Origin of the sequence: Flavobacterium sp. IMCC34852 (assembly GCF_030643905.1) — a bacterium.
GTDB lineage: Bacteria > Bacteroidota > Bacteroidia > Flavobacteriales > Flavobacteriaceae > Flavobacterium > Flavobacterium rivulicola.
This window is the reverse complement of sequence record NZ_CP121446.1, coordinates 2,441,201-2,455,081: the sequence shown is the minus strand read 5'-3', so window position 1 is coordinate 2,455,081 and position 13,881 is coordinate 2,441,201. Positions and strand designations below refer to the sequence as shown.

The following is a 13,881-nucleotide window of genomic DNA, read 5'->3' as shown; positions in this document are numbered from 1 at the left end:
TTATAACGTTTTTTTCAAACTACCACAAGTAAGCATCTTAGAGCCATAATATGGATTTTTGATTTCTTTGGATTCGCTGATCCAAATAGCGCCTTTACCGTCGTCATACATTGGACAATGGTCTTGATACAATTTTTTGTTTGAGCCTAAAAGTTTTATTAAATCATTGATGTCTTTACTTAGTATTGCAAAATGTTCACGTTGATGGGCTATTTTTCCTGCGTTGTCTCCGATATGCTCAGCATGTTCCTTAGCATCGCCAGCAATGTCTGTATATTCCTTTTTCTGGGCAGCCGTTAAACCGGATGCGTCAGCGGAATTGAACGTTTTATACAATTCTTTACCTGCGGTGGCAGCACCGTTTGCATCATCTTTGGTGAGTGCATTCTTGATTTTTAGATAGTTTGCAATGATTTCGTCGGTAGAGAATGCAGATGTTGCATTTGCTGCAGTTTCATCAGCTGTGGGTTGAGCCGCATCATCATGGGTGCTATCATGGGCCGGCTGACCTTGTGCAACCGGCTCTGTTAATTCCATACCACATTTGGAGCATTTTTCTCCTTTTTTTCCTGTTACTTCAGGGTGCATTGGACAGGCGAATAATTCGTTTGAACCTGCTTGGGTTTCTGTTGCATTGGTTTCTGTTTCTTTAGCTTTATTGTTACACGATACTATTGTTATCGCTAAAAAAGCTGTTAAAAAAAGTGTTTTCATGATGTAATATTTTTTAGTTATTAATTATTTTTTCTGCTTTATAATAAGAATAAGTGCCTATTGATGTGTTTATATAATCTACTTCCAGAGCATTTTTAAATCCTGTATCAGTAATGTATTTTATCATTAATCCATTTACATTATCAGTGGTAGTTTTGAAACCGTCTAATAATTGAACTAAGTAAAAGGAAAACCGCATCCATTTTGTTTTTGCTTTACCCCAATCTCCAATGATTAATTCTCCATTAGGTTTAAGTATCCTATTAATTTCCAGCAAGCATTTTAATTTTGTAATCCTATCTAACTGATGAAAAACAAGCGAACTATATACCTTGTCAAATGAATTGTCTTCAAATGGTAGTTTATTTCCATCATACAAAAAAAGCTGAGCCTTAATTCCGTACTTTTTTAATTTATACTCTGCTATTGACTTAATCTTAGGATCGATGTCAACGCCTTGTATGTTACAATTAGGAAAGCGCTGTTTTAGAATAATGATGTTTTGTGCGGTTCCAAAACCAAACTCTAATATTTTCTCATTCTCTTGAGGATTGACAAAATCTACTAACTTGTTTCTGAATTTTTTCTCAGGCATAGTTAATTTGATTGCTAAATCGTAATAATCGCTTAAAAAATCATAACCTAATGCCGGAATAAATTTTGTTGTACTCATCTTGGTTTTATTTTGTTAAATCGAAAAAAGTATAGTACAGATTGAAATAAAATCCATTCGGTGCTGAACGTACCATTGAACTTAGCAGTTCTTGGCGGTATGCTAAGTCCAATCTTGCCTGGCTATTGAAAATAAATTGTATTGCAGGTACCACATCTAAATAGGATTTGCCATTTTCGTTAATTGTTTGACCAACAAATTCTACCATTACATTAATATTTGTTTGCTTGTAACTGGTGTATTTTTTTGGATACATCAATTTTCCAAATGATAAGGTATAATTGGTGGCATTGTCACCCATATTATCAGGGAAAGGATAATCAGGTTTGTTGTCAAATGCTTTTTCAAAACTTACTGAAGAACTAATTGCCAGTTTTTTAATCAACTTAGTGGCTACAAATCCACCTTCGAAGCCTGTGTTGTGTCCTAAGATTTCTATTTGCTCTTGGTGAATGTCAGCATTATTGAAACTATATCTTCCAAATGCTGCCATCCGGAAATGACTGTTGAGGTCATCGGAGGAATAGAAACGATATTTTGTGTAAAAACTACCTCCTTCGGTAACCAGTTGGTTGCTTCTGTTACTTATAAAAGCAGAAGCCCGGAACATGATGTTCTTGTTAAGTCCATAAGTTACTTCGGGCATGAAATGGTAATTGTAGCCTGATTTCATTTCTTCTTTGAAAAGCGACTGCATCACATTAACTGCCAAAGAATTTGCCGGAACATTACTGGCCGGATCAGTTACCACGAATAACTCCTGACTAGTAATGTTTTGGCTGCTTATTGAAATTAAAAATAAAATAATCTTTCTCATTAATTCAGAATTTTAATGTGGAAATCATCTTCATTGTTTGAAGCATACGTTTCAACATTCTTGTATGATTTGGATAATTTTTTGAATTCCTTTTCAGTCACATAGCCTTTGTCTACTACCTGAAATTGTATTTCGGTGCCGTTGGCCGTGTTATTATTAACCAAAATATAAGTACTTTGGGTTATGGTTTCAGGTTTTGCTGTCAATACTAATGTTCCGATAAAAAAACCTGCTTTCTCTACTTTTTCCTTAAATACTTTTGGGCTTAGCGTATTGCCCTCAGTAAGGGTTACTGTAAAGGTATTGGTATTTAAATCGGTCTCTACTTTAACTACTTCCGGAAGTGTTTTTAACTGTTTGTTTATGGCATTGGAGCACATAGAGCATGTTAAACCCGTAGCCCTGATTTCGGCTTTCACAATTTGTGCATTACTTTTCATTGAAAACATCAAAGCGATTGATGCTGCTATTACATAGACTTTATTTATTTTATTCATCTGTATTTAATATTTGTTTTTTAATTGAAGATGGAACGCCTACTAAATCTCCTTTATATCTAAATAATGTTAATGGGCGTTTCATTTTACTCTTTTATTAATTTTATTATTTCTTCATCTGTTGGATTTTTTGCTAGTAGAATGCCATCGGGATTGAATAAGTACTTTGATGGTAATTCTTCTACTCCGAAAACTAAGGCTGCCTTAGCCTCAAATCCATTTGGGTCGATCAATTGAGTGAATTTTATTTTGTCTTTTTCAATTGCTTTTAGCCATTTATTGATATCGGTGTCTATTGATATGCCTATTATTTCAATTTTGCCTGAATTAATCTCATTATGCAGTTTCACTAATTTTTTATTTCCCAATCGGCAAGGTGCACACCAAGATGCCCAAAAATCGACAAGCACATATTTTCCTTTAAAAGATGAGGTAATTACCTCACTATTAGTATTGCTTTTCAGTGTAATTGATGGTATAGAATCACCCACTTTAATCTGTGCTTTAGTTGAAAACGTGAAGATTATAAATAGTGTGATGAAGTATTTTACTTGATTTTTGATTAACATAATAGTACCATTGTTTTTTATAAAACTAAGCCCTATGCCGACATAAGGCCTAGTTTGTTAAAGTGTTACATTTTTATAACAATCCCGTTTGGCTTTCTTCCAACGTTAATCGTTTTTGTTACTGAATGATTGGTGGTGTTGACTACTGAAACTGTATTAGCCGTTTGATTAGTCACATAAGCAGTATTACCGTCTGTTGTGAATGCTATTGCATGTGCACCGGCACCAGTATTAAAAGAACTTCCATGCATCCACATATTCATTCCTGCATCCCAAGTCCAATAATGCACTTTTCCAGCCATTGGATCTGAAACCCATAATTCATTTTTAGGACCGTTATATGATGCTATTCCGGGCATGAAACCTAAAGTAATTGTTTCGTCTACCGAGTTTGTAGCTACATCAATTACAGAAATAGTTTGTCCATCTTCGTTGTCTACATACATTTTATTATTACTTCCTGTCCAGGCACCTACAGGATTGTCTCCAACAGCAATTGTTGTGATTATCGCTTTTGTTGAAGTATTTATCACTGTTACATTGTCATCATCACCATTTGCCACATAGGCTTTTGTGCCATCGGAAGAAAATGTTAGTTCAGCAGCCATCATTCCGACATCGATTGTATTCAATAAGGCATTAGTAGTAGCATCATATACCAAGACTTTGCTATTCATTTCATCCATTTGAGGTACCCAAATTTCGTTTCCGTTAGGAGAATAAATAGAATTGTGGTTCATTAACGGAAGGTTGATGTTTTTTATAATTGACCCATCCATGGCATCAATAACTAATAATTTACCATTCATCCCTGATGTATTTAATCCTGAATGCCCTGCACTCAAATCCATTCCAGGAACACCAATTGCCAGATGATCTTGGTGTGATGAAATGTGATGTGGCCACATAATCATATCTGAACCGCTACCCATTAATTCTATAGTTCCGGTTACTTCATTAGTACTTAACTTGACTACTGAAACGGAACCATCTTCTCCGTTTACAATGTATGCCGCCGGATAATCGACATTTAATGTCATATCCATATTGTCATCGTTGTTATTACAAGAGGTTAAAAATAGTGCTCCAATAAATGAAGCTATCATTGATAAATTTTTCATATTTTTTTAGGTTATTTAATAGTTTCTACTGTTTTTCCACAGTTTAGCATCATTGACCCATAATATGGGTTTTTTACCGCGTTTTCTTTGCTCAACCAATTGGCTCCTTTACCATCGTTATACATTGGGCAGAATTGAAAGTAAACAGGGACTTCGTATTTTGCTGCTTTGATTAATGTGTATATGTCTTTTGACAATGTGGTAAAGTGATCACGCTGGTGTTTTACATCTTTTGTATCAGCTATGTGTTCAGCATCTTCTTTTATTGGGTTTACAACTTTCATCCAAACCATGTGCGCTTCCATATCAAGCTTGTCCATTTTGACGTTATTTACAGCTGTTAAAAGTTCTTTAGAAGCTGCTGCAGCTTTTGTTCCATCAGAAGTAATCAAAGCATCTTTCAATAAAAAATAATTATCAAATACTGCTTTTAATTGATTTTCATTTTGAATTACATTAGTAGTTGTTTCAGAATGGTTCCCGTGATTGGAATGACTATCGGTGCCAGCAGTAGTTCTGTTTTCTTCTTTTACAGGAACTTTTGCTACTCTATCGTATTGACAACAGCCGTGAAGATTATTGTAAACCTCATCAGGGGCAAGAAATTTATCACTGTCATAACCTGCTAACGCAATTCTTTTAAGTATTTCATCCTGATTTGTTACACTAGCATCATAAGTTAATGTTGCCATTTGGGTTTCCTGGTTCCAATCTACTTTAGCAATTTTTTTAATACTTCCTGCTTTTTCGATTGTAGTTTCGCACATTCCACAGTTACCATAGACTTTAACTGTTTCGGTTTTTGCATTTTTTATTTGTGCGTTGATAGAAGTTGATAGCAACATTACAGCTGCTATCATTATTTTTATAAATGAGCTTTTCATTTTAAATAATGTTTAAGTAATCAAAGTAGTTTACCTTGATTGATTTGTTAAATAATTTTGAATAAATAACAGTTGTGAAAGCAATGGTATTACAACCCAAATAATGGCGTAGCAAAAGGTATTCTAAAACTGTTGTTAATTGGATAGCAAAACGCTATGAATTTGACACACTTATGGCTGTCAAAAATTGGATTTAGCTTATTTTAGGGATTAGCCAAATGGAATAAAAACCATCGGAGATTGATGGTGTAGTATATAAAAAATTGATTTTTTCGAATGAAGGAAAGTTAAAGGCAGTCAGCTGAAAACTAATTTCGGGTACGAAGCTTACCGATGAAGTAGGGCAAGTTGATGAACAACCGCAACCGGAATGCCCGCATTTGCCGCCACAACCCTTGTTGTCTTTATCTTTTGTATTTTCATCAGCGCAACAGCTCTTTTTTTGTGTTTTATTGGATGAAATTTCTTTTTTGCAGGAACTCTTTTCTGAACCTTTACCACAAGCAAAAGCATTATTAGGCATGAGGAACATGCCTAGTAAAACTACAAGTATGATGTGGTATTTTTTCATATAAATATTAAAACAATACAAAACTAACTAAAAATTATTGCTTTATGTTAAAATTGATGTTAAAATCTCATTCTTTGAATTCTGACCGCATTAAGAATTGCTAATAAAGCTACACCTACATCGGCAATTACCGCTTCCCATAAAGTGGCTATACCGCCTGCACCCAATCCTAAAACTATCAGTTTTACAACCATTGCCATTATGATGTTTTGCCACACAATCTGTTTGGTCAGTTTTCCCACTCTGATTGCGGTAACGATTTTTGATGGCTGGTCATTCTGGATTACGATATCAGCGGTTTCAATGGTAGCATCACTGCCTAAACCACCCATAGCTATTCCCGCATCGGCAAGAGCAACAACAGGCGCATCGTTGACACCATCACCGACGAAGGCAATGTGTTTGCCGTGGTCTTTTAATGCCTGGACTTTCTCGACTTTTCCTTCGGGTAATAAATCTCCATACGCATTATCGATGCCTAACTTTTTGGCCACTTCATCTACAACACTTTGCTTATCACCGGAAAGCATAACCGTTTTAATATTTAAGGCGTGCATGCTCTTAATTGCCTGTACTGCATCTTCCTTAATTTTATCGGCAATTGTGATGTGACCTTTGTATTTTTTATCGACAGCAACTACTACAATTGTATAAACAATGCTATCTATTTCGGCAGGATATTCGATGTTGAATTTCTTCATCAGTTTTGTATTTCCTGCGAGTACTTCCTTACCGTCGATTTTGCCTTTTAACCCATGTCCTGAAATTTCCTCAACCTCAGCAATACTTAACTCGTTTACTTTCTCTTTGCCGGCATGTTCAACTATTGCCATTCCGATTGGGTGTGTTGACTGGCTTTCGATGGCCGCTGCAAGTTTTACCAAATAAGGCTCCTCTATGTCTTTAGTAACAATTTCCTGCACCTTGAAAACGCCTTCAGTAAGTGTGCCGGTTTTGTCCATCACAACAGTATCTATAGCCGTCATAACATCGAGAAAATTGGAACCTTTAAACAAAATACCGTTTCGCGAAGCCAATCCAATACCACCAAAATATCCTAATGGTATTGATACGACTAAAGCGCATGGGCAGCTTATTACAAGGAATACCAATGAACGGTAAAACCAATCATTGAAATTGTAATCGTTCACAAAAAAGTACGGTACAAAACAAACGGCAACTGCCAGAGCAAATACTATTGGCGTATAGATTTTTGCAAAACGACTTATGAATAGTTGTGTTTGTGATTTACGGGCAGTTGCATCCTGCACCATTTCGAGAATCTTGCTTAATTTACTATCAGTAAATAATGAGGTTACCTTTATCTCTGTTACGGTGTTTAGGTTAATCATTCCTGCATAAACTGCATCGCCTTTGGCTTTAGTGTCGGGCTTGCTTTCACCGGTAAGCGCTGCGGTGTTGAAAGAAGCTTTTTCTGAAATCAATTCGCCATCCAATGCTACCTTTTCACCAGGTTTCACTCGAATAATTTCATTAAGTACAACATCTTTTGGATTTACTACTTCAACATTATCCTTGCGTACCACTGAAACTTCATCAGGCCTGATATCGAGTAACGCCTTGATACTCCTTTTTGCGCGATTTACTGCAGCATCCTGAAACCATTCCCCAATAGAATAGAATGCCATAACCGCAACGCCTTCGCTATAAGAACCAATAGCGAAAGCACCAATGGTTGCCACGCTCATTAGGAAAAATTCATTGAAGAAATCCAAGCGGATTGCTTTGCGCCAGGCGAGGTAAAGCACATTATACCCGGAAAGCAAGTAGGCAATACCAAAAATTATAAAGTTGACCGGAAATTCCGGCACATACATAAAGCCAAATTCCAAAGTGAGCATTGCAAACAATATCATGAGAGCCAAAAGCAATTGCCAGTGGCCTTTCCATCCTGTATTGTCCTTGATTACAACAGCCTTTTTATCATCGGCCTGTTCTCCCACGTGGTTATGTTCATGTTCCATAAAATCAGGCTTTACAGCATCCGTCCAGAGAGGCAATTCCTTCAGGTGTGGCTTTCACATCATCGGCATCATAACCTAGTTTAGAAATAGCTGTTTTAATTGCCTGCAAGTCGGTTTTCTTCGGATTGTAATAGATAGTAAATGTCATTTTCTTATCGTCTAACTCATACATTTTTACGCCTTTGATTTTAAGCATTTCGGTTTTGAATTTCAACCCACAGGTTTCACATTCTTTACAGTGGTCACAGTTTAAAATAGTTTTAATCACTACTTTCTGATTGGTTTTTTGTGCCATTGCAACATTGGAAATTAAAAACACTGTTACTACCAACAGTACTGATTTTAATACATTTTTCATTTTGATATTTTTTAAGTTTATAATTATTTATTAATGTTCGTGTTCACCGCCGCCTTTTGATGTTGCTAATAAATAGAAAGCACCTTTGATTACAATTTTTGCATTGGCTTGAATTTCCTCAACCAGTTTGACTTCGGTATATCCTAAATCGGTTGTTCCGGGCATTACTTCGATGGCTTTGAAGTGCACTTCATTGTGGCCTTCTTTTTCTCCTTCTGTGTGTGCTTCTCCTTCCTTATGCTTGTGTTCTTTCTTCTTTACTTTTGGTTCTTCTTCCTGATGTTCTTCCTGAACGTAAATATAATATTTGTCGCCATTTCTAACAATAGCATCTTTTGGCAATGCCTGAACGGTTTGATTGGTGATATTGATATTGGCGGCTACATACATGCCGGATATTAAATCCTTGGCATCACCTGGATTAATTTTAGCATGAACTGCTACCGTTTTACTTTCGTTAGAAAATGATTTATTGATTCCAAATATTTTTCCTCTGATTGATTTATTGGATTGATTGGTCAATACAAAATCGACTTCCTGACCTACAGAAATTTTACCTAAATCTTTTTCAAAAACATTCAAATCTAAGTGCATTTGGCTGTTATCGACCACTTCAAAAAGTGTCACTCCTGTTTCTGCAAAAGCTCCTTTGGTAATGCTAATTTTACCCACATAACCGCTTATAGGCGAAACAATAGGAATTAAAGAAGTGCTACCTTTTAAACTAACATTCAAAGCCTGCAGCTTGTTTTTTGCGGCTTGTGCTCTTGCTCTTTCAACTGCTAACTTTGACTTAACTTCTTGGAATGTTTTACGCGGATTTACATTTTCATCACTCAACGTTTTTTGGCGGTTGTATTCTAATTGTAGGTATTCAATATTGGCAATTGCCGAATTATAATCTTCCTGCATTTCTGTAACTTCCAGATTTTGGATGGTTGCCAATGTTTTCCCTTTGGCCACATAAGTACCTTCTAACACATAAATATCTTTGACAACACCGCCAATTAAGGTTGATATGTTTGCCATATTCTGAGGCGGAACTGCAGTATATCCGTTGGCTTTGATTACCGTATTGAGGTTTTTCATTTCAATACTACCTGTTTCTATACCAATGGTTTTAAATTGCGCTTCGGTTAAGGCTACTTCGGATTCTGACTTTTCTTCTTCGTGGGTTTCTTCGGTTTTCTTTTCGCCACAAGATGTTAGAAGCAAGAAACAAGAAGCAAGAAGCAAGAGATTGAATTTAGTTCCTGTATTTGAACTGTTATTTATAAATATATTTTTCATCGTGAGAATTATTTATTGTTAGAAAATGATGGGAACTGCAATTGTATTGCACTTTGATTGTACGTATTAACTGCTTCAGCGTTTTGCTTTTTGATATCAATGGCTTGATTCAGAAAACTGATGTAGGTCCAGTAACTCATATCGCCATTGGCATAACTTTTTTGTGCTGTTGTTATAATCTGTTCTGCGTATTGCAATCCTTCGTTTTGGTAATATACTAGTGCTTTTTTCTGTTTTTCGAACTCATTTTGCAGTTCTTCTTTTTGCAATTTTAAAGTCAGTTTGCTTTTATCCGATTCTAACTGTGATTGTGAAATACTTATCTGCGATGCTTTGGCTTTAGCGGTATTTGCTCCGCCAAATAATGGTATCTGCAAACCTGCCGTGAATCCTTGGAAATAAGATTTAGTATCAATGGTTTGCCCGAAATAACCCAATCCTAATTTTGGAGTTCGCAACGCTTTAAACGTATTGGCTTCTTTTTGATATACTGCAATTTGCTGTGTGTAATAGTCGTTTACCAATACTTCTACTTTAGAACTACTACTATCCGCTAAATAGGCGTACTGCAAAGGTGTTGAAGCATCAGGTACCACATTTTCATCGGTTTGAATGAAGTACTGCAATTGTTTTTGATATACTACCAAATCATACTCTAATTGTGCTTTTTGGGTTTCGATTTCCTTTACTTTGGCTTTGGCACTAATTACTTCGATATTACCACTTTCACCTGTTTGAAAACGAAGCTCTGCATTTTTTAGAAATTTGGAATAAATGTCGAAAAGTTCATTATTCAGTTTTTGAATGGAGACACCATATAAATATTGATAATAGGCAAGTGTTACCGCTTTTTCGATTTCATATTCTGTTAATGCTTTTCGCTTTTCAGCCAATTTTGCCAATTCTTCCTGAAGCTGGCGGTTGGCTTTTGTGATTTTACCAATAGGAAAGTATTGCTGAATGGAAACATTGTGGTCATAATCGACACTATTGAACTGTCCGCCTTGGTATTGAACCTGCAAAGGATCTACTTGAAAGGCTGTCTTTTTGAGAGCGGTTTGTTTTTCAATTTCCTTGTCGGCAATTTTTAAATCGATGTTACTGGATTTAGCTTTTTCAATGGCTTTTTCCAGCGTTATGGTTTGGCCGTTTTGAGCAAATGAAAAGCTACTGATTAATAAAACGATTATTGTTACGATTGGATTTGACATTTTTTTTCTTCTTTTAATTCCTTTCTCAAAGAGTAAATATAAAATTGGTAATACGATTAATGTTAGCAATGTTGCTGAAACCAATCCGCCAATTACTACGGTGGCTAATGGTTTTTGCACTTCGGCACCGCCACTGGTTGACAATGCCATTGGAAGAAACCCTAATGAAGCTACGGCAGCTGTCATTAATACCGGTCTAAGTCTGGTTTTTGTTCCGATTAAGACACGTTGTAACGGGTCGGTTATTCCTTCTGATTTGAGTTGGTTGAAATACGAAATCAGTACGATTCCGTTTAAAACTGCTATACCGAATAATGCAATAAAACCAATTCCGGCCGAAATACTAAACGGCATTCCGCGCAACCATAAGGCAAAAACTCCACCAATAGCTGATAATGGAATGGCTGTAAAGATTAATAGCGATTGTTTCATGCTATTGAAGGTGAAAAACAATAAAACCATAATAAGCCCTAAAGCAATTGGCAATGCCACTGAAAGGCGCTTGTTGGCTTCGACTAGATTTTCAAATTGCCCACCATAAGTAACATAGTAGCCAGCAGGAAGTTTGAAATTGGTTTCTAACTTTTGTTGGATTTCTTCGACTACGCTTTTTATATCGCGACCACGAACATTTAAACCAACAGTAATTCTTCGTTTTCCATCTTCACGGGAAACTTGAACCGGACCTTGCTCATAATTGATTGCAGCTACTTGTGAAAGTGGCACTTGTTGGCCGTTAGGTAATGGAATAAATAAATTACTAACATCTGTAATATCACTACGGTTGTCTTTATTTAAACGAACGACTACATCAAAACGTTTGCTTTCTTCATAGATTTTACCTGCGCTTTCGCCCGCAAAAGACGAGCGGATTATTTGATTGATATCAGCAATATTCAAACCATACAAAGCGATTTTATTGTAATCGTACTTGACAGTTATTTGAGGCAATCCGGTTACTTTATCGGCTTTTAAATCGCCAATACCTTCAATTTTGTTAATCTTTGAAATTAATTCGGTGGCTTTGGTATCTAAAACCTCTAAATCATCCCCAAAAATTTTGATGGCAATATCGCTTCGGCTTCCCGTCATTAATTCGTTAAAACGCATTTGGATAGGTTGTGAAATTTCGATATTGGCACCCGGAATGGCTTCCATTTCTTCTTTCATTAAATTGGCTAAATCTTCCCAATTATCAGCAGATGTCCATTCGGATTTGTCTTTTAAAACAATGATTAAATCGCCACTTTCTATTGGCATTGGATCGGTTGGAATTTCACCGCTACCGATTTTGGTAACAATCGTTTTTATCTCAGGGAATTTGGCTTTTAGGATTTTTTCGTATTTGGTTGTTGTTTCAACCATTTGACTTAATGAACTTCCTGTCATTATGGTAGCATTGATGGCTAAATCGCCTTCTTCGATAGTTGGAATAAACTCGCCACCCATATTTTGAAAAGTAACTACTGCCAAAACAAACAATCCTAGCGAAATACCTAAAACCGCTTTTTTCAAACGCAATGCTCTATCTAAAAACGGGGCATATATTTTTTCGAACCATGCCATCATTTTATCGCTAAAATTGGTTTTGTGTTCGGTATTTTTTGATAAGAACATGGCGCTCATCATTGGTACATAAGTTAATGACAAAATAAATGCTCCGATAACTGCAAAACCCACTGTCATTGCCATTGGTTTGAACATTTTACCTTCGGTGCCTACTAATGCTAATATTGGCAGGTATACTATTAAAATGATGATTTCTCCAAATGCTGCACTGTTACGGATTTTTGAAGCTGATTTATATACTTCACTGTCCATTTCAGCCTGGGTTAAATTCTTTTGCCGTTTGAGTTTTTGCAAATGGTGCATAGTAGCTTCAACAATGATTACCGCACCATCGACAATAATACCAAAATCGATAGCCCCTAAACTCATTAGGTTACCACTTACACCAAAGTGGTTCATTAGAATTACGGCAAAAAGCATTGATAATGGAATTACTGATGCTACAATTAGTCCGGCGCGAAGATTACCAAGAAATAATATCAGTACAAATATTACTATTAAGGCACCTTCTAATAAATTTTTAGTCACAGTTCCGATGGCGTTATCTACCAACTTTCCTCTGTCAATAAAAGCTTCGGCTACGACACCTTCGGGAAGTGTTTTATTGATTTGGACCATTTTTTCTTTTACTCTTTCTACAACAGCGCTTGAGTTTTCGCCTTTTAACATTAAAGCTAAACCACATACAATTTCACCTTTACCATCTTTGGTAGAAGCACCATAACGCAAGGCAATACCTTCCCGCACTGTTGCGACATCACGAACTAAAACCGGAGCGCCGTTTCTGTTTTTGACTACTACATTTTCTAAATCTTTGATGCCCGTTGCCATACCCACGCCTCGAATGAAATAGGCGTATTGGTCTTTTTCAATATAGGCACCTCCTGTATTTTGATTGTTTTTTTCTAAAGCATCAAATATTTCAGTAATTGTAACACCCAAGCTATTTAAAGTGTTTGGGTTTACTGCCACTTCGTATTGTTTTAGTTTTCCGCCCCAGGTACTTATTTCGGCAACACCTTCGATGCCTTGTAATTGCGGAATGATAATCCAGTCCTGAATGGTTCTTAATTTAATAGCATCATACTTGTCTTCATATCCTTTTTTGGCATAGACATCGTATTGATAAATTTCGCCTAATCCTGTTGATATTGGTGCCAATTCAGGCGAACCTGCATAAGCCGGAATGTTTTCTTTGGCTTCTGCAAGTCTTTGAAAAATTTGTTCTCTTGCCCAATAAATATCAACATCATCTTTGAAAACGACGGTGACTACCGAAAGGCCAAAGCGGGAAATACTTCGCAGCTCGATAACCTTTGGGATGGTTTTTACCGATTGCTCTAAAGGATAGGTAATTAATTGCTCTACTTCCTGACTTGCCAGTGTTGGGGCAGTAGTTATAATCTGAACCTGATTATTGGTAACATCAGGCAAGGCATCGAGTGGTAATTGTTTAATGGAATAGCTACCGAATGCTATTAGAACTAAAGTAAATAAGAGTATTACAAACTTGTTCTTTATACTGAACTGTATTATTTTATCTAACATTGAAATATTATAATGAATTAGAAAATCAGCAAAATTTATTTTTGCTATTATTTGTAAAAGGTTACAACTTTCTA

The 13,881-nt window shown here is 36.1% G+C and carries 12 protein-coding genes; all 12 read right to left on the bottom strand.

From position 1 onward, the window contains the following. The 12 genes from P7V56_RS10585 to P7V56_RS10530 all read right to left on the bottom strand — a co-directional run bounded on the left by P7V56_RS10585 (nt 1) and on the right by P7V56_RS10530 (nt 13,807). Nucleotides 1-714 carry a DUF3347 domain-containing protein gene (locus P7V56_RS10585; RefSeq protein ID WP_171221799.1) on the bottom strand — a complete coding sequence of 238 codons (714 nt, stop codon included), beginning with the start codon at nt 712-714 and terminating at the stop codon, nt 1-3. A 13-nt stretch (nt 715-727) separates the two neighbouring features. Continuing rightward, nucleotides 728-1,387, bottom strand: a complete 660-nt coding sequence (locus tag P7V56_RS10580) for a class I SAM-dependent methyltransferase (protein ID WP_073364502.1) — start codon at nt 1,385-1,387, stop codon at nt 728-730. A 7-nt stretch (nt 1,388-1,394) separates the two neighbouring features. Beyond that, nucleotides 1,395-2,204: a hypothetical protein gene (locus P7V56_RS10575; RefSeq protein ID WP_073364504.1), complete on the bottom strand. Its 810-nt coding sequence runs from the start codon at nt 2,202-2,204 to the stop codon at nt 1,395-1,397. Beyond that, nucleotides 2,204-2,701: a heavy-metal-associated domain-containing protein gene (locus tag P7V56_RS10570; RefSeq protein ID WP_073364507.1), complete on the bottom strand. Its 498-nt coding sequence runs from the start codon at nt 2,699-2,701 to the stop codon at nt 2,204-2,206. Before P7V56_RS10570 ends, P7V56_RS10575 begins: the two co-directional genes overlap by 1 nt. Before the next feature lie 86 nt (nt 2,702-2,787). Beyond that, entirely contained in the window at nt 2,788-3,270 is a 483-nt protein-coding gene (locus P7V56_RS10565; RefSeq protein ID WP_073364510.1) for a TlpA family protein disulfide reductase, read from the bottom strand. A gap of 65 nt (nt 3,271-3,335) precedes the next feature. Next, nucleotides 3,336-4,391: a YncE family protein gene (locus tag P7V56_RS10560; protein ID WP_073364512.1), complete on the bottom strand. Its 1,056-nt coding sequence runs from the start codon at nt 4,389-4,391 to the stop codon at nt 3,336-3,338. 11 nt (nt 4,392-4,402) lie between these two features. Next, entirely contained in the window at nt 4,403-5,275 is an 873-nt protein-coding gene (locus P7V56_RS10555; RefSeq protein WP_073364515.1) for a DUF3347 domain-containing protein, read from the bottom strand. Nucleotides 5,276-5,468: 193 nt separating this feature from the next. After that, nucleotides 5,469-5,846 (bottom strand): hypothetical protein, encoded by a 378-nt coding sequence (locus P7V56_RS10550; RefSeq protein WP_073364518.1) that lies wholly within the window; start codon nt 5,844-5,846, stop codon nt 5,469-5,471. A gap of 59 nt (nt 5,847-5,905) precedes the next feature. Then, the gene (locus P7V56_RS10545; RefSeq protein WP_171221798.1) at nt 5,906-7,831 is read right to left on the bottom strand and encodes a heavy metal translocating P-type ATPase; all 1,926 of its coding nucleotides are present in this window, start codon (nt 7,829-7,831) and stop codon (nt 5,906-5,908) included. Between the two features lie 4 nt (nt 7,832-7,835). Beyond that, a complete protein-coding gene (locus P7V56_RS10540) occupies nt 7,836-8,189 on the bottom strand; it encodes a heavy-metal-associated domain-containing protein (protein ID WP_171221797.1) in 354 nt (117 codons plus the stop codon). Nucleotides 8,190-8,219: 30 nt separating this feature from the next. Further along, entirely contained in the window at nt 8,220-9,479 is a 1,260-nt protein-coding gene (locus P7V56_RS10535) for an efflux RND transporter periplasmic adaptor subunit (RefSeq protein ID WP_171221796.1), read from the bottom strand. Between the two features lie 8 nt (nt 9,480-9,487). Then, nucleotides 9,488-13,807: a CusA/CzcA family heavy metal efflux RND transporter gene (locus P7V56_RS10530; RefSeq protein ID WP_171221795.1), complete on the bottom strand. Its 4,320-nt coding sequence runs from the start codon at nt 13,805-13,807 to the stop codon at nt 9,488-9,490. Nucleotides 13,808-13,881 lie beyond the last annotated feature (74 nt).

Bases quoted from the DNA above. Each gene is read 5' to 3' on its own strand.
- P7V56_RS10585 (WP_171221799.1), bottom strand. From the start codon at position 714: ATGAAAACACTTTTTTTAACAGCTTTTTTAGCGATAACAATAGTATCG.
- P7V56_RS10580 (WP_073364502.1), bottom strand. From the start codon at position 1,387: ATGAGTACAACAAAATTTATTCCGGCATTAGGTTATGATTTTTTAAGC.
- P7V56_RS10575 (WP_073364504.1), bottom strand. From the start codon at position 2,204: ATGAGAAAGATTATTTTATTTTTAATTTCAATAAGCAGCCAAAACATT.
- P7V56_RS10570 (WP_073364507.1), bottom strand. From the start codon at position 2,701: ATGAATAAAATAAATAAAGTCTATGTAATAGCAGCATCAATCGCTTTG.
- P7V56_RS10565 (WP_073364510.1), bottom strand. From the start codon at position 3,270: ATGTTAATCAAAAATCAAGTAAAATACTTCATCACACTATTTATAATC.
- P7V56_RS10560 (WP_073364512.1), bottom strand. From the start codon at position 4,391: ATGAAAAATTTATCAATGATAGCTTCATTTATTGGAGCACTATTTTTA.
- P7V56_RS10555 (WP_073364515.1), bottom strand. From the start codon at position 5,275: ATGAAAAGCTCATTTATAAAAATAATGATAGCAGCTGTAATGTTGCTA.
- P7V56_RS10550 (WP_073364518.1), bottom strand. From the start codon at position 5,846: ATGAAAAAATACCACATCATACTTGTAGTTTTACTAGGCATGTTCCTC.
- P7V56_RS10545 (WP_171221798.1), bottom strand. From the start codon at position 7,831: ATGGAACATGAACATAACCACGTGGGAGAACAGGCCGATGATAAAAAG.
- P7V56_RS10540 (WP_171221797.1), bottom strand. From the start codon at position 8,189: ATGAAAAATGTATTAAAATCAGTACTGTTGGTAGTAACAGTGTTTTTA.
- P7V56_RS10535 (WP_171221796.1), bottom strand. From the start codon at position 9,479: ATGAAAAATATATTTATAAATAACAGTTCAAATACAGGAACTAAATTC.
- P7V56_RS10530 (WP_171221795.1), bottom strand. From the start codon at position 13,807: ATGTTAGATAAAATAATACAGTTCAGTATAAAGAACAAGTTTGTAATA.